Below are 16,723 nucleotides of genomic sequence, written 5' to 3'. Positions count from 1 at the left end.
CTAAATTGTTAATTTGTCAATGAATTAATCAATGAGTAAAGATCTTCTGCGTACAAGAAAAGAACGAGGTTGATCAGTGAAGCCACTGAAGTGATAATGAATAGACTCTTAGAATAAGCAACCTTATTACCACTAGCTTTATCAAAATACATAACTTTCATGATATTTAAATAATAGTAGCATGATATCACACTCGCTGTTACAAGAATCAAAGACAGGCTGATAAAGCCAGAATTTATTAAACTTTTGAATATAAAAAATTTAGCGATAAAACCTGCAAGTGGAGGTATTCCCGACATCGAGAGTAATAGTATAGAAAGATGGAATGCTAAAATTGGTTGCTTTTTTCCTATACCAGATAAATTTGCAATATCACAATCATCATCGTCAATTTGTACGAGATATGAGAATAGCCCTATGCTTGTGATGATATATATCACCAAATACATTAAGGCACTATCTGTTCCTGCTTGTGTAAAAATAGAAAGTGAAGCAAATATAAAACCAATGTGACCAATTGAACTGTAAGCAAACAGCCTTTTTAAGTTTTGCTGACGCAAGGCCCCAAAAGCTGAGATAAGCACAGACAATGCTGAAACGTATAAGAAAATAGGCTGAACATAACTTTTTACATTTACTAACTCTTCATTCATCAATCGAATTAAAAATGTTACAAGTGCAGCTTTTGGGGCCGTAGAAAAAAACGCAGTTACTATGGTAGGTGCACCTTGATAGACATCTGGAGCCCACATATGAAAAGGAGCAATAGCAAGCTTGAAACACAAACCAATAAGGATAAAAACTAACCCAAAAACTATTCCATAAGTTATCTGATGGTTTTGCAAGAATGAACCGAGCTCAGAGAAATTGACTTGTCCTGTATATCCATAAAGCAGCGACATTCCATATAGCATAATGCAGGAAGATAGTGCACTAAGTGTAAAATATTTCACTCCTGCTTCACATGAATAAGCTGAATCTTTATTAAAGCTCGCAAGAACATACAAAGATATACTCATCAACTCAAAAGCTAAATAAAAAGAAATCAGACTATTTGCTGAAACCAAAGTTATCATGCCAAATAGCGCAAAAAGAATCAGTATTGAAAATTCATATTTATAGTCATATTTTGATAAATTCAGCATCAAAAGTATTAAAATTCCTGTGCTGAGAATTAACCCTTGGGCTGACCTGATGTATAAATTGAGTTTTAACAACGAATTAAAGAGAAAAATTTCATTGTTTTCTGCCGAAATAATTAAAATAATCAAAGTTACCACTGTGCAGCCAAGTGCTAATAAGTTGATAGTTCGGCGGTTAAATATAATTCCAAGCAGTAGCAACACTAACGAGGAGATAATAGAGAACGTTTCCGGCAATATCTGTATATAATTCATAGCGCATTATATTTGACTAACAAATTTGCCATACATGGCTTCAAATAATTCAGTGCAAGGGTTGGGTAGAATCCAAGCAAAATAACAAACACTGCAAGCAGAATTAAGACAGAAAATTCTATGCTATCCAAGCGATTATTTAATAATTTAGAATAGCTAACCCCCCATATTATTTGCTTACATAAATTCAGCATATAAACTGCGCTTAAAATAGTGCCAAGTGCGATAAATCCTGTAAAAAACCCTATGCTCTTAAACATTCCAACCATAGCCAAAAACTCACCTATGAATCCAGATGTTCCAGGTAGCCCTATTGAAGCCATTGAAAATAAAATGAACATAAAACCAAATTTTGGCATTGTGTTTACTATGCCAAAATATTTTGCAATCTCCAAAGTCCCAGTTCGAGTATATAGCATTCCAACACACAAAAATAAAGCAGCAGAAATAAGGCCATGACTAATCATTTGAAATATGCTACCCAGTACTCCTTCCTCACAAAATGAAAAGAGGCCAGCGGTAACGATCCCCATATGTGCTATTGAAGAATAAGCTATTAACTTCTTTATATCATCTTGAGCAAACGCAACTAGAGAAGCATATATCACCGCAATAATGCTCAGCACAACAACGAAATTTGAAAAATACAAACTTGCCTGAGGAAGCATTGGAATAGAAAATCTTAAAAATCCATATCCCCCCATTTTAATAAGCAAGCCAGCTAAAATCACAGATCCAGAAGTTGGTGATTGCACATGTGCATCAGGAAGCCAAGTGTGAAATGGAAACATCGGTACTTTTATTGCAAAAGAAATAAAAAATGCAATCCACAGCAATGACTGCACTTCAAGATCAAGGCTTGGCACTAATGTAGCTAATTTTTGTATACTAAACGTTCCAAAAACACTATAGATGTATACTAACCCCAGTAGAAATAATAATGAGCCAGTTAATGTATAAAGAAATAACTTAAACGTCGCATATATCCTTTGCTTCCCTCCCCAAATGCCAATAATAAAGAACATTGGTATTAAGACAGCTTCAAAAAACACATAAAAGCTTATAGCATTCAGTGAAACGAAAAAACCGACTACAAAACTCTCAAGCAGTAGAAATAATGCCATATAGGCTTTTAGGGTCGTATAACTCATTTTGCAATTATAGAGCATACAAATAACAAACAAGAAAGTTGTAAGCAGAAGGAAAAGCAACGATATTCCATCCACTCCTATTCCAATATCTCTTACTGGATAGCTGACAAACTGAAAGTCCGCATCGTTATAATCAAATTCTATACAAGCTACAATGCTAAGTAAAAATGGAAGTACAACAAAAAATAGGGCAAGGAATCTTAGGTATATAGATTGATGATTAATCCTGATCGAGGATAAAATCAATGCCCCTATCAGTGGAAGCAAGAATATAATAAGTAACAACACTTTTTATTTAATTCCAATAATATACAAAGCACCGATTATTAAAGTAACAAACATAATAAATGCATAATCAAATATATAACCAGTTTGTAACTTTATAGAACTTTTTGAACATTCATTAACCAACCTTACAACACCATTTGGTCCAAATGAATCAATAGCCTTAACATCAAACTTCCATAGAAGCCTAGATATAAACCTTATCGGTGCAATTATAACAAACTCATACACCTCATCAAAGTACCATTTATTCTGCAAAAACTTAAGTAAAAATTTACTCTTAATTTGCCTAATTACTTGATATTGGTAAATTAGGTACGCAAGTGCTATTCCACTTAGGCTTGCTAAGGTTGGCAGTAGTTTTATAAAGAAATTATGAACCCCATGCTCATCAATCATCACTAAACTTGATTTCCAAAACGCATTACTAGTTATGTTCAAAATATTTGCTCCCCATATTCCAGAAAATACTGATCCAAAAGCAAGTATCAGTAATGGTATAAGCATAATCTTTGGTGCCTCATGTATATTAATTTTACTTTGTTTTTGGCTGTGGAACACAATAAGCAATAACCTCCAAGAGTAAAACGCTGTGAAGAATGCAACAACTAAGCTTATTACAAAAGCAAAGCTATCCGTGCTATAAGCATGTTCAATTATCAAATCCTTTGAGTAAAAACCTGCAAATGGAAATATTCCAGAAAGCGCAAGAGATCCAATCCACATGAGAGTATAAGTGCAAGGGATTTTCTTCCAGCAATTTCCCATTTTCTGAATGTTTTGCTCATGATGCATTGCATGAATCACATTGCCAGCACCAAGAAATAGTAGAGCTTTAAAAAAAGCGTGTGTCATTAAATGAAAAATAGCAACATTGTAAGCAGAAAGCCCACATGCCATGAACATATAACCAAGTTGACTGCAGGTTGAATAAGCAATTATTTTTTTTATATCGTTCTGAGTAATCGCAACCGTAGCTGCAAAGAAAGCAGTAAGTGCCCCAACAATAACTATTAATTCTCGTGCCACATTTGATAGCTCAAATAATGGAGAACATTTTGCTACTAAAAATATACCTGCTGTTACCATCGTTGCTGCGTGAATGAGTGCAGAAACAGGGGTTGGCCCTTCCATTGCATCTGGCAACCAAACATGTAAACCAAGCTGTGCAGATTTACCCATACAGCCAATAAAAAGTAATATGCATATTATATGAGTTACTTTGAATTCACAGCAGAATGCTCTAATGTTCTGCGTGCCAAGAAGATCAGTTGTATCAAAAACTTCAGTAAAATTCAAAGAGTGAAATGTATAATAAATAAGAAAGATTCCAATCAATAGTGCAAAGTCTCCTACCCTATTCACAACAAATGCTTTAATTGCTGCATTATTTGCAGAATATTTTTGGAACCAAAATCCTATGAGTAAATAAGAACACAGGCCAACCCCTTCCCAGCCAAAAAAAAGCTGCACGAAATTATCGCTTACAACCAGCACAATCATGCAAAACGTAAATAGCGATAGGTAAGAAAAAAACCTCGACTTCCCCTTATCATGCTCCATATAACCGATAGAGTAGAGATGTACTATCAGTGAAACGGTGGTAATAACAATAAGCATTAAGGATGAGAGAGCATCCACACTAATTGCCCAATTTACTTTTAATACACTTAATGAAAATAGAGGAAATAAACTCAAGTGATAATTTTCAGAGAAGGTGAGAAAAACATACCAAGATAAAACTGCAGATATTCCAATCCCTGCCGTTGTAACTAACTGACTTTTTCTAAAAAATGCTCCAAAGAATGAACCAAAAAGTGGCAGAAATACTATTAATTTCAGTATATCCATCATACTTTCATTCTTTCATTAAATTTGCTTGTTCAACGTCTATATTGCCACGGCTTCTATAATATACAACCAATATTGCAAGCGCAACTCCTGACTCTGCTGCCGCAACAGTCAACACAAACATCACAAAAATTTGCCCAACTATATCATTCATAAAGGCAGAAAAAGCAACTAAATTGATGTTAATCGCCAGCAATAATATTTCTATTGATAACAGTATATTGATTATGCTCTTACGGTTAATGAAAATACCACACACGCCAATAGTGAACAAAATAGCAGCAACTATCAAAAAATGATTTAATCCTATTTCCATTCTACTCCTTTTCCAAATTTAGCCTTAATCAATTTTACAGATGAAGATTGTGTCAATTGCTTTAACACGTTCTGTTTTCTAACTCCTTTTTTCTTTTCCTGCAAAGTAAGAGCAATTGCACCAACAATTGCAACAAGCAGCAGAATACCAGAAAGATGAAAAGCGTACATGTAGTCAGTGTAGAGCAAATTACCGATAGCTTTCACGTTATTGTTATTATAGTTTATAACATTGCTTATATTCGGTTCTGAACTGCGAATTACAAAGCTGATGATTAGAAAAAACACAACACATAATATAGCACCAAGAGTGAAATGCTTTGCAAAACCCTGATGCAATCTTATGTAGTCAATATCGAGCATCATGACTACAAAGAGGAATAACACTGCAACTGCACCGATGTATACTATCAGCATCATCATAGCGATGAATTCAGCTCCAAGGAGAATAAAAAGAACTGCAGAATTAACGAAGGTGAAAATTAAAAATAATACTGCATGCACAGGATTTCTTACACTAATTACGCATACAGCAGATAAAATGCTAAGAATTGCAAAAAAATAAAAGAAAAAAGGCATTAACGTACTACTTTCAACGCTACTTACCTAATTAAAGCACTATTACAATAAAGTCAATATCATATTAAATATTTGAAACTCTACCCTTACTTAACCATTGAGGGGTAAGCACTTCTCTCAAGGCGGTCAATGTATCTATTTCTGGCTTTTTTTCCTTCTTTTTACTGACTTCTTCATAAATTTTTGCAATACCAAGTATTAATGCACTAATTACAGGGACTGCTATAAAGACTCCTCCAAGAACTGGATTACCTGTAGCACATAACATCACTCCAATTGCTATAAAACCGACAACAGCAACACCTAAAGCGCTATACATACCTGCATTATCATAAGGGTTTTGCAGTTCGTGAGAGGTTGTTTGTAATTGGCCACTATTCATATCTATTTTAGTGCCAGCTGAAGGAACAGCTAATCCTTCTGTTCCTTCACGCTTTAGTGGTTTACAGCCTCCTGGTGTAGGTTGGGTGCCTTGTAAATCATTCTCAGTATCGCCTGGAAAAGATTCCTTAGACTGCAAACTTACTTCTGCAAGTGCTGTTGTTTTAAGATTTTGATCTTGTGTTATGTTGATAGGAGGGCTTAGCTCTTTATATTGCTTTAATGATGGTTCCATGAGATCTTCAATGCTACCCAATATTTGTTTAAAATTTCCATGGTTAATCTTTAGCAATTCTTTTACACAATGTATCAGCTTCCATTCATGACTAGATTTTCCTAGTTTATTAGGTTTATCCCAAATATCACCTACAATACCATTATTGACTCTAATAAGCAGACTTACATGGATATCATGATTAAAGTTATTTTTTGAATGAATAATTAAATTCCTTAATTCTTTTAGCTTATTATCGTAAGCCTCTTCGTCATATTGTTTAGCTGTATTTTTATCTGAAGTAGCATAAAGAGATTGAGGGTTTTTTTTACGCAATCTTTTAGTTCTTGTTTTTTTCTCGTATTTAATTTTAATGCCTTTTATAAATTCGTTGGTTTCTTCAGTCATTTTTATTTGCACCTTTTCAGCAAAATATCTGACCAATACAATATGACTTTTCATCCTATTTGACGCTCTAGATTTATCCTCATCAACATACGATTTTAACTCCTTTATAATCTCTTCAGGATTATTAAAATGCTTAGTTAGGTATTTGATAAATTTGAGGTCTGTTTCCGTATCACTTTTTAACCTCTTTTTATTTTTATCCTCTAATTCTTCGAGTTCTTTTTCTAACTCACTGATCTCTTTTTCTAACTCCTCTATAGCCTTGTGAAACTCCAGAGATATCAAGTGATCGATCCAGCCATACCAGTCATATTCAGATTTATCTTCTGATAGCTCATTGTGGTCTGCAAAACGCACTTTTCTTTGTTGTAATTGTTCTTGACCATTTAAATTAGCAAACATATTTATTATCTATTTACTATTATTAGTATATATTTCAATATTACCTAAAATTTTAACATTTGTCAATCCAGGCACCTACTGTTTGAAATAAACTGGAAGCAAGCAACAAAAACTTTACAGAGCGCAAGTAGTAAGATTAACTTACTGCAGCTATAATTTATAGGGCTACAATGAACGATTATCTCTCGCTGCTAAATCCAGAACAACAATCAGCTGTAACTAACATAGATGGACCAGTTTTAATACTGGCAGGAGCCGGAACGGGAAAAACAAGAACGATCACTTCAAGAATAGCGCACATAATTCGAAATGGCTACGCTTACTCCGATGAGATCTTAGCAGTTACATTCACGAACAAAGCAGCAAATGAAATGATATCAAGAGTGCTTGAACTTACGGGCACAAATATACCATGGCTTGGCACCTTCCACGCAATTGCAGCAAAAATTTTACGTTATCATGCTGAAATTGTTGGCTTAAATTCCAATTTCACAATCATTGGTGTGGATGATCAATTACAGGTAATAAAAAATATTATTAATGAAATCAGCCCTGATTACCTATCAGAAAAATGTAAGACCATTATGAATATTATTCAGCAATGGAAAGAGAAGTGTTTATTGCCGTCTGAAGTGGAAGATGTTCAATCATTTAGGCAAGTATACGTGACTGCACTCAAAGTCTATCACCAATATCAGGAAAGGTTGAAATTTCTTAACTCTGTTGATTTTGGTGACTTATTGTTATATAACATACAACTTTTTAATCAAAAGACCGAGGTTCTGTCCTACTACCAAAACAAGTTTAAATATATTATGGTAGATGAATATCAAGATACAAATGCAATACAATATCTTTGGCTAAAATACCTTGCAAAAGAGCACTCAAATATTTGTTGTGTAGGAGATGACGATCAATCGATATACAGTTGGCGTGGTGCAGAAGTTGAAAATATTTTGAAATTTTCCGATGATTTTAAAAATGCAAAAACCGTTAAACTGGAGTGTAACTACAGGTCAACATTCCACATACTTGCAACTGCATCATATGTTATCAATCACAATAAGACTCGCTTAGAAAAAAAGTTGTGGACAACAAACATTGAAGGGGAAAAGGTAAATCTAATAAAATTATGGGACGGGAAAGCTGAAGCAAGGTTCATAAGCGAACAGATATTAAAGCTCAATAAATACAGATTTAGTGACATTGCAGTGCTCGTAAGAGCGACTTTTCAAACTAGAGTGCTCGAAGAGTATTTTATAAAATATTCAATTCCCTATAGGATTATAAGTGGCGTAAAATTCTACGAACGTCAAGAAGTAAGGGATATAATTGCATATTTGAGGCTTGTTACAAATAATAATGATGATCTCGCTTTTGAAAGGATCGTAAATCGTCCAAAAAGAAGCATAGGAGCTACAACTCTAAAGAAAATATACACGACTGCTCAGGATAACAAAATTTCTTTTTTTGAGGCAGCAAAAATATTGGTTAATAGTGATCAAGTAACCGAAAGAATTAAACTCTCACTAAATGATTTTTTAAATAAAATTAAAGCTTGGGAAGAAATAGTAAGCGTAAAACCACTGCATGAATTTGTTAAAATCGTAGCAAATCAATCAGGATATATGGAAATGCTTGAGAATGAAGGAGTGACGGGTTTAGCGCGAATAGAAAATGTTAAAGAGCTCATTTCATCTTTGAAGAATTTTGACAGCACTATAACCTTCTTGGAGCATATTAGTTTGGTGATGGAAGTGGATAATATGAATAGCGATGACACTTTATATGTTATGACTCTTCATGCGGCTAAAGGGCTTGAATTCCCGTGCGTGTTTTTACCTGGTTGGGAAGAAGGATTATTTCCTCATCAAAGATCTTTTGAAGATAAAAATGGTAAAGCTTTAGAAGAAGAGAGAAGACTTGCATATGTTGGCATAACTAGAGCAAAAGAAAGGTTGATCATTTCATGTGCAGATAGGAGGGAAATTAATAATCAGTGGCAACCAATGCGCACTTCTCGATTTATTAAAGAATTGCCAAGAGAAAATGTTGAGGTGATCAAGAATAGTGCCTACTGTTGAAGCTATAACTGCAGCTCTTACGACAAACACATCTGAATTACTTCAATTATATATTTCTCCTGGCAAAAATTCTCTGATGGTCTTAAATAAAATTTTCAGTGAATGATTATCAGACATGTTGTGTTCTGCTGATTTTATTAAGTGTACTTCAACGTCTGTTGACTTAATTTTTTCAGCTAAATTCAATGAAGTTTGATAAGGAACATCTTTATCATTAATGCTATGCAATAAGCGCACAGGACAGTTTATATCTATTGCTTCTCTGTTTAAAAGAAGGTTCTTTCTACCGTCTTCGATCAGATTTTTAGTTATTTTGTATGCACAATGCTCCGAAGTAAAATCTATTACACCTTTAGAACCTAGTTCTTCTTTTTGCTTGCCTGACAATTGCTTGAATATCAAATCTTCAGTAAAATCAGGAGCAGACGATATGCCGATTAATGCTGCAATTTTTTCTGGAAATTGAAGAGCAGTGAGCAGCATCAGCCATCCTCCCATACTTGAACCTATAATTATTTGTTTATTGCTAGTTAATTCACTTATCACTTTAGCACAATTTTTTTGCCAATCACTTATTGTATAATCAGCAAAATCACCGCTTGAATTACCATGGCCAAAATAATCAAAGAGCACAAGTGCTATATCATTTTCTTGGCAAAATTTGTAAACGGCAGTTGCTTTAGTTCCATCCATATTGGATGCAAAACCACTAAAAAAAACTATAGAAGCCTTCTTTCCTTGTAGCTTTCGATATGCTATATGGCCATTACTTCCATCGAGTAATTTACAATAATTCATACTACTTTGGCAAGGCAACCGGACTATCGCTCATCGAACGCAAATAGCTGACTAGATCTGCAATCTCTTGTGGATTGGAAATGCCTGCAAATGCCATACGTGTACCTTTTATGTAGGCTTTTGGATTTTTTAAAAAAGCAAATAACTCCTCATACTCCCATTTCCCACCTTTTTCAAGTAGTGCTTTTGAGTAATTGAATGAGCTGCCAAGATGGGCCTTTTTATTTCCAACCACGTTCCATAAGTTTGGCCCCACTTTATTCATTCCACCTTTCTCAAAACTATGACAAGCTATACATTTTTTTGCTGCTGACTTGCCTTTTTCAAAGCTAGCATTCTGCATGAGCTCTCCAATATCAAGTGCCACTTGTTCAATCTTTTGTTGAGGCTCATTGCTGGCTGCTACTATTGTTTGGTGTTCAATTTTATAATCCTCTGGGTTGTATAGCATATCAACTACATTACTAACTATCATAATTATTAATCCAGAAAGTAAAATCGATGCTGCAATCTTATTAAGCTCCATAGTTAATTCTTATCAAGTAATGTTACTTAAATTATGCAAATATTTTCGCAAACAGTAAACAATTACCTTTATTTCACCAAAGATAGAAATTTCTATTACTTAGCTAAGTTAGGAGACTGCAATTCTATTTCTATCGGAGTAACTTGTGGTTCAATTACATAATGATCTGGAATAACATATTAAAATAGATTTCCTGCAAACTTGTCTGCAATGATTGAAACTGGAACTACTTCTATAATGTTCGTTTGCTTGACCTAAGATTCAGGAGCATTTAAACTGAATTTTATAAAGTACTAGAAATGATAGGAAATCTAAGAGGAATAGTTGATGAGGTGTGTAGCGATCACATAATCCTGAATGTGAATGATGTTGGCTACATAGTATATCTTTCAGCCAAAACTTTAAGTGCTTGTTCAATTGGAAGTAGAGTAAAATTACTTATCGACACTTATGCAAATAGCAGAGAAAACGTTACTCAGCTATATGGCTTTATAAGTAAAGAAGAACAGCAGTGTCTGCGTTTATTAGTTAAAGTGAGCGGTGTCAGCTATAAAACCGCAATGTCAATTTTGAGCAAATTAACTCCAGAGCAACTGTTTTTGGCAATTATAAGTGAGGATAAACTAGCACTTAAGGTGAGTGGACTTGGCCTGAAACTCATAAATCGAATTATTACTGAGCTGAATGGCAAAGTAAGTAAATTAGAGATAAATAACAATCATTTTCACTCAATTAGTGAAGATGCTCTTTCAGCTTTGATCAATCTTGGATATGAAAGAACAAAAGCTTATGATACAATAAAAAAAATAGAAGATGAATCACCAAACTTGGACACTAAAGATATTATTCGTATGGCGCTTAAAACAATATGAAGTCAATATCATGTAGTAAGGAATACTCTGAAGATGTACGTAATTTAAATATCCGGCCTGAGCAACTTGATGATTTTGTCGGGCAAAAAGACTTAATACAAAATTTAAAAGTGTTTATAAATGCTGCACAGACGAGAGCTGAAGCTTTGGATCACGTATTGCTCTATGGTCCTCCAGGGCTTGGTAAAACAACTTTAGCACAAATTGTCTCTAAGGAGTTAAGGGTTAGCTTTCGTGCAACTTCTGGTCCATTGCTTAGTAAAGCTGGGGACTTAGCTGCAGTGCTCACTACTTTAAATGCAAAAGATGTTCTATTTATCGATGAGATCCATAGATTAAATCGTAGCATTGAGGAAGTTTTATATACTGCTATGGAAGATTTTTGCCTAGATATACTAGTAGGTGAGGGCCCATCTACCAGAACTTTAAGAATAGATTTACCACCATTTACACTGATTGGGGCAACAACACGGCTTGGACTGCTTTCTGCACCGCTGAGGGATCGTTTTGGTATTCCCCTGCATCTTGAGTTTTATTCTTTTGAGGAACTGGTTGATATTATAAAAAGAGGTGCAAGAGTTCTTTGTGCTGAAATCGAAAAGGATGCTGTGCAGGAAATTGCCTGCCGCGCCCGTGGTACTCCAAGAATTGCTTTGAGATTACTCAGAAGAATAAGAGATTTTGTTGAAGTAAAAGATGATAAAAAAATTACCTGTGAAATTGCCGGTTCTGCACTATCAAAATTGGGTATAGATAAAATGGGACTAAATAAATTAGATATGGATTATCTGAGATTTTTGTTTAACACCTCAGGACCTGTTGGAATTGACACCATATCTATTGCACTATCTGAAGATGTTGGCAATATTGAAGAAACAGTAGAACCTTATTTAATCAAGGTCAGTTTCGTAAAGCGCACACCAAGAGGACGTGTTTTAACTGATCAAGCAAGGGAATATCTCAGCATTAATTCAGTGGTATGCTAGTATTATACTATATTTTATAACATTGTATAGTATTACATTAAACATTATAATATTCTTTTATTATATGATTTGCAGGTGTTTTAGAGGCAAATAAGAAAGTCTTCTGTTATAGTGAATATGTTCTTGAAAAATTACGTAATATATGCTAGGCTGTATATAGTATGAATGTAAAAATATCAATAATTTATTGATATTTTTTAAGATTAATACTTATTAAATACTTCATATTGTAAGATTGAGTTATTGTATTTTATAGACTTAAGATAAAATGGTAAAAAGCTTTCTAAACAATTATAGAAACAGTAATTCAATTAATGGAGAAAAAGCAATGAAAAATTTTTTAATCAATAACAACGAAGAGGACGGTAGCTCAATCTACATTAATCGAATCAGAGAGCAAGATCTCTCTGCAGAGCAGAAGCTCAATGAATTAAAAGGATTCATGGAGGAGCTTGCTAGGAAAGCTGAGCTCAAGAGAATAGAGCTTGAGCGTCAGGCTGCGAGTTGCATTGATGAAACATTATCTCAAGTAGAGCTACAGATACAAGATAATGAGGATTACTTTACTGATAATAATCAAGGGGTATTCGCAAATTTCTTTGAATCCCTCTTTAATCTTTTTGAAGTAAATGTAGATCCGAAAGTCTACAAAATGCTCAAGGAGAAGAAAGAGAAAAATCTGCTTCTTTCGATAATTAAGTTTTTGCGTGATAAGCTTAAGGAATTAGTTAAAAAGATCTTCAAAAAAGATTTAGATTTAAGTTGGGATAAAAGGCTAGACAAAGAGATAAAAGAATTGCAGGAGAAATTACTCAGCGGTGAGTTATCTCCTGAAGAAGAAATAGCAATACTCGAACGTTTGCAAGCGTTGCAAAATTTAAAATTGAAGCTTCAAACTTTTCTCGTGGGCTCAGTCATTGCAATGTTTGCAGAAATTTTTGCAGTTGATTTAGCAGCAGTAGTAGAGCAAGATGTAACTGAGGAAAAAAGAGACAAAAAAGCAGAAAAAACAGAATCAAAAGAAGTTCGTCAAGAAATAGAAACAAAAGTGAATGAAATCATACCAATTTCCCTATTTAATTTTTCATCTCAAGTTCCAATGCCAATTGTTCTAGACAAGCAAGAACGTGCTATTTTACCAAAGCCTATAGAAAAATTAGTAGACACTCTACCTAAACCTGTTATAAGTCACAAAAATAGTGAAGTACAAAAACTGGAAAAAATGAATAAAGAAAAGAAAGAAGCAAAAGAAGAGAAAACTGAAAAACCAAAATTAGCTGTCTGTCCACCTGCTCCAGAGCGACACAGGAGAGTTAAAAGAAACACATCGAATGATGCTCATGGGATGAGATTTAAAAGAAAAGGATCTTCTAATGGTAGTAAGCAAAAGTCTAATGCTTCTATGGAACTGCCAGGAGGATTAACTGAGGACGTAAAAGTTGAAAACCATGCTTCTTCAGTCAAAGAGAGAGGTGTGTAAAGGTTCTCTCTCTTTTTTTCATTCCAGACTGGTTTTTTATCTGGATTCCAGCATCAAGTGCTGGAATGACATGGCGGAATGTCATCTAAGTAGCTCTCTCTTGTCATCCCAGTGCGTGACACTGGTTTTTCATCTGGATTCCAGCATCAAGTGCTGGAATGACATGGCGGACAAGTAGCTCTCTCTCTTGTCATCCAAGTAGCTGACACTGGGATCCAGAAAACTTAATTTAAAAAGTTGTTATTCCAGTACTTCTTCTCTTGTCATCCCAGTCTGGAATCCAGGAGTATAAAAATGGTGAATAAAATTTATGTTAAAAAACTGCTTGTGCTAATAATTGATTCTTAATATACTCATTACATAATAATTTAATTTAGAGGTTGATATGCATGGCAATAATGATCCAAATAAAAAAGTACCTGATTCAGGGAGAATAAAGATTGATCTGAGTAAAATAGATCCAAAGAAAATAGATGACTTTAGAGACATGATTAGACGTGAAGAGGAAAGAAAGAAAAATCAATCTAGTGGTCAGAGCAGCAGTAAATAATTATATTAGTTTAGGGGGGTGGCGTTATGCCTAATAAAAGTAAAATAAATCGAGAATTAGTAAAAGCGTTTAATAGTGTTCTTCTTTCTGATAATACTGCTATTACTAATCTCACTATAGAAAAAGATCATGTTGTTCTCTCATTTGATAAAAATATGAATATTGATCAGCGTAGAGAGTACTTGAAAAATATGAGAGAGAGTATAGTAGAAAAGTTTTGTGGAAGTGAAAGGGCTGCCAATGATCTTTTTTATACAGACTCTTTTCCTTTTAACTTTAATCAAGGAAAATGGACTACAGATAGTAGCAGACATAGGTTTTCAGTGCCAATTGAAAAAGAGGTAGTTTGTAATCTAAAATATTTGCTAGCTAATGAACTTATAAGATTCACAATAGAGAGTATTATAGACGATCATCCTAAAGGTCCAGATTATGTGGAAAACAATTTATACGATGTGGGTTTTGAAAGAAAATATTATTTATACTGTAAGGGCTTTGATGATCGAGAATTAAAAGACTCTTTTGTAAAATCATTCTCATCGAGAATGGAAAGTTATGAAAATAGTCCTAAAAGATTTAAGGGTTTTTTAGAAGAGAAGGGGAATGATGTATATTTAAAGAAAGGCGTTTTTGATGATCTTAAGTTTGTTCAAGACATAGTAAAACATAGAGCATCCTTGATGTGTCGTTGTTTTGATACTCCAAAAGGCGAGATTGGAGTTAGTGACATGCTGAAATTTGCAGTGGTTAATTTGTTTCTTAAAGCAAACATACCAGTTGATCGTATATTGCGTGACTCTTACTTGAACAGTGACGAAGATTCAATTTTAATTCCTATTGTAAGTTATAATAATGAGGAGGGATATTTAACAAGAGAAGAAGTGAATCACGTTAATAATATGTTTGGTATGTATATATTAAATAGCTTTGAAGGTCGGACTTCACAGAAATCGCTATTGGGCAGTAAAGGAGTGTATGGAATAGATTTTGCTAACCCAGACATTGCTTACTGTGTGATGGATAAGATCACAGAGAGCTCTTTAATCAGCGAATATAAAGTTAAAGATAAAGTTAAATATAAGCTATCCATTGATCCTGCACGTGTGCCAGCTATGAAACCACAAACTCTTGAAGAAAAAGTAGGGACGGATGGACCAAGTGCAGATACAAGTGCAGATAGTGGTTTTGGTGATTCACCTAAGAATTCAGTTATAGGTAAATCACATAATGGAAACTCGAGCAAATTCCTTAGGCCCGACTACTATGGTGAAGGTAAAGGTGGGGATGATGCTTCGGCTAAAGATAGTGGCTTTGGCCCTTCTTCAGCACGATCTTCAGCACGATCTTCAGCACGATCTTCTCTTAATAAGCCCAAAACAACATTTAACCAACCTTCTATATCACAGCCTGACCAATGTTCTGCAAAAAAGCAGACATAAACTAATAAAAAATCAATTTGCTCTATTTCATAGCTAAAGGAAATTAGGCTATTCAAAGATGAATTGTGAATGAAAGGTTATGTATCCGTTTAGATGCATGTGAGACCAGTGCCTTCTTTCTTGTTATACAAGTAGCTGACACTGGGATCACACTTGATTATGCAAGAAATCTAATGTTAAAAAACTCACAGTTATTATTCTTATAGCATTGCTTCATTTGTATAAGCCTTTTCATGCTTGACAAAAGAGAGTTGAGGGTTAACAGCTTTTTCTATCGATTTAGCCTGTTTATAGTCTTGACTTAGGAAATATATAGACAGTCCAACTGCTATTCCAGCAACAAGAGCAGATACTGCGAGTGCGCATAATATAATAGTCATTGAAGGGACTAAAGCACCACCAACACCGAGTCCAATGCCAAGAAAAACTCCAGGTACAATGCCAATCAAACTATTACATCTAGCATCTCCTTTTTTCAATTTAGCTTGGTTTTTCATACATTCAATGAGTACTTCTCTTGTATTTCCTTGAGCTAAATCTAATGGAATTTGCTTATTTACATTCTCTATCAAAGGATTTGTAACATGTTCCAAAAGGGCTCTTATAGCACCAGTGTTATTATTTCTAACAGCTTGGTGTAATAACGTCTCTCGATCTTGATCTTGAAAATTGATCAATTTGTAGAAATACTGAGGAGTAACAGATCTATTCACCGCTTTATCTAAAATCTTCATCACGTTTTTAAATGACAATATCTCTGCTTTCTTAGACCTTGTACTATCGTATACAATGCAGTGTTGCAAAATAAGATACACCATCTTTTTTCTTATATCTACAGTATCCTCTATAGATAAAGCTGATTTAAATAACTCCTTATCAATAGGTATTTCGATATTTTTATTAAGAAATGCCTTCAATTCTCTAGTTTTTTCTTTATGCTTTATCCCTGGCCTACAGACGATTTCAAGTAAAGTATTCATACCATCTCCTTATTCTAGTTATATC

The 16,723-nt window shown here is 34.2% G+C and carries 15 protein-coding genes; 6 read left to right on the top strand and 9 right to left on the bottom strand.

The genetic code is table 11. The annotated features are described in order from the left end of the window. Positions 1-8: 8 nt before the first annotated feature. From ACE38P_RS04725 to ACE38P_RS04700, 6 genes are all read right to left on the bottom strand, one after another. Positions 9-1,397, bottom strand: a complete 1,389-nt coding sequence (locus ACE38P_RS04725; protein ID WP_353281443.1) for an NADH-quinone oxidoreductase subunit N — start codon at positions 1,395-1,397, stop codon at positions 9-11. Continuing rightward, entirely contained in the window at positions 1,394-2,836 is a 1,443-nt protein-coding gene (locus tag ACE38P_RS04720) for a NuoM family protein (protein WP_374699600.1), read from the bottom strand. Before ACE38P_RS04720 ends, ACE38P_RS04725 begins: the two co-directional genes overlap by 4 nt. 3 nt (positions 2,837-2,839) lie before the next feature. Further along, positions 2,840-4,687: an NADH-quinone oxidoreductase subunit L gene (gene nuoL / locus ACE38P_RS04715; protein ID WP_064085802.1), complete on the bottom strand. Its 1,848-nt coding sequence runs from the start codon at positions 4,685-4,687 to the stop codon at positions 2,840-2,842. 4 nt (positions 4,688-4,691) lie between these two features. Next, positions 4,692-5,000, bottom strand: a complete 309-nt coding sequence (nuoK, locus tag ACE38P_RS04710) for an NADH-quinone oxidoreductase subunit NuoK (protein ID WP_064085801.1) — start codon at positions 4,998-5,000, stop codon at positions 4,692-4,694. Beyond that, positions 4,991-5,578 carry an NADH-quinone oxidoreductase subunit J gene (locus tag ACE38P_RS04705; protein ID WP_029237644.1) on the bottom strand — a complete coding sequence of 196 codons (588 nt, stop codon included), beginning with the start codon at positions 5,576-5,578 and terminating at the stop codon, positions 4,991-4,993. Before ACE38P_RS04705 ends, nuoK begins: the two co-directional genes overlap by 10 nt. 64 nt (positions 5,579-5,642) lie before the next feature. Beyond that, complete coding sequence (locus ACE38P_RS04700; RefSeq protein WP_374699599.1) at positions 5,643-6,983, bottom strand: hypothetical protein; 1,341 nt, start codon at positions 6,981-6,983, stop codon at positions 5,643-5,645. A gap of 170 nt (positions 6,984-7,153) precedes the next feature. Here ACE38P_RS04700 and ACE38P_RS04695 point away from each other — a divergent pair, with 170 nt between their 5' ends. Beyond that, positions 7,154-9,067, top strand: a complete 1,914-nt coding sequence (locus ACE38P_RS04695) for an ATP-dependent helicase (protein ID WP_374699598.1) — start codon at positions 7,154-7,156, stop codon at positions 9,065-9,067. A 42-nt stretch (positions 9,068-9,109) separates the two neighbouring features. Here ACE38P_RS04695 and ACE38P_RS04690 read toward each other — a convergent pair whose 3' ends face one another. Together ACE38P_RS04690 and ACE38P_RS04685 are read right to left on the bottom strand one after the other, a co-directional pair. Next, positions 9,110-9,865, bottom strand: coding sequence for an alpha/beta hydrolase (locus ACE38P_RS04690; RefSeq protein WP_007302377.1), 756 nt, complete (start codon positions 9,863-9,865; stop codon positions 9,110-9,112). 1 nt (position 9,866) lies between these two features. Beyond that, entirely contained in the window at positions 9,867-10,391 is a 525-nt protein-coding gene (locus tag ACE38P_RS04685; RefSeq protein ID WP_007302376.1) for a c-type cytochrome, read from the bottom strand. 299 nt (positions 10,392-10,690) lie between these two features. Here ACE38P_RS04685 and ruvA point away from each other — a divergent pair, with 299 nt between their 5' ends. From ruvA to ACE38P_RS04660, 5 genes are all read left to right on the top strand, one after another. Then, a complete protein-coding gene (ruvA, locus tag ACE38P_RS04680) occupies positions 10,691-11,263 on the top strand; it encodes a Holliday junction branch migration protein RuvA (protein WP_374699597.1) in 573 nt (190 codons plus the stop codon). Next, positions 11,260-12,249: a Holliday junction branch migration DNA helicase RuvB gene (gene ruvB / locus ACE38P_RS04675; RefSeq protein WP_007302374.1), complete on the top strand. Its 990-nt coding sequence runs from the start codon at positions 11,260-11,262 to the stop codon at positions 12,247-12,249. Before ruvA ends, ruvB begins: the two co-directional genes overlap by 4 nt. 268 nt (positions 12,250-12,517) lie before the next feature. Next, positions 12,518-13,729 (top strand): hypothetical protein, encoded by a 1,212-nt coding sequence (locus tag ACE38P_RS04670; protein ID WP_374699596.1) that lies wholly within the window; start codon positions 12,518-12,520, stop codon positions 13,727-13,729. A gap of 385 nt (positions 13,730-14,114) precedes the next feature. Beyond that, entirely contained in the window at positions 14,115-14,279 is a 165-nt protein-coding gene (locus ACE38P_RS04665) for a hypothetical protein (protein WP_353281433.1), read from the top strand. Between the two features lie 26 nt (positions 14,280-14,305). Next, positions 14,306-15,718 carry a hypothetical protein gene (locus ACE38P_RS04660; RefSeq protein WP_374699595.1) on the top strand — a complete coding sequence of 471 codons (1,413 nt, stop codon included), beginning with the start codon at positions 14,306-14,308 and terminating at the stop codon, positions 15,716-15,718. A gap of 200 nt (positions 15,719-15,918) precedes the next feature. Here ACE38P_RS04660 and ACE38P_RS04655 read toward each other — a convergent pair whose 3' ends face one another. Beyond that, on the bottom strand, positions 15,919-16,698 hold the full coding sequence (locus tag ACE38P_RS04655; protein ID WP_374699594.1) for a hypothetical protein: 780 nt from the start codon (positions 16,696-16,698) through the stop codon (positions 15,919-15,921). Positions 16,699-16,723 lie beyond the last annotated feature (25 nt).

The organism is Wolbachia endosymbiont (group A) of Limnophora tigrina (assembly GCF_964263225.1).
In the GTDB taxonomy this organism is placed as follows: Bacteria; Pseudomonadota; Alphaproteobacteria; order Rickettsiales; family Anaplasmataceae; genus Wolbachia.
Note: the sequence above shows the minus strand (reverse complement) of the source record. Positions and strands in the feature narration are given on the sequence as shown.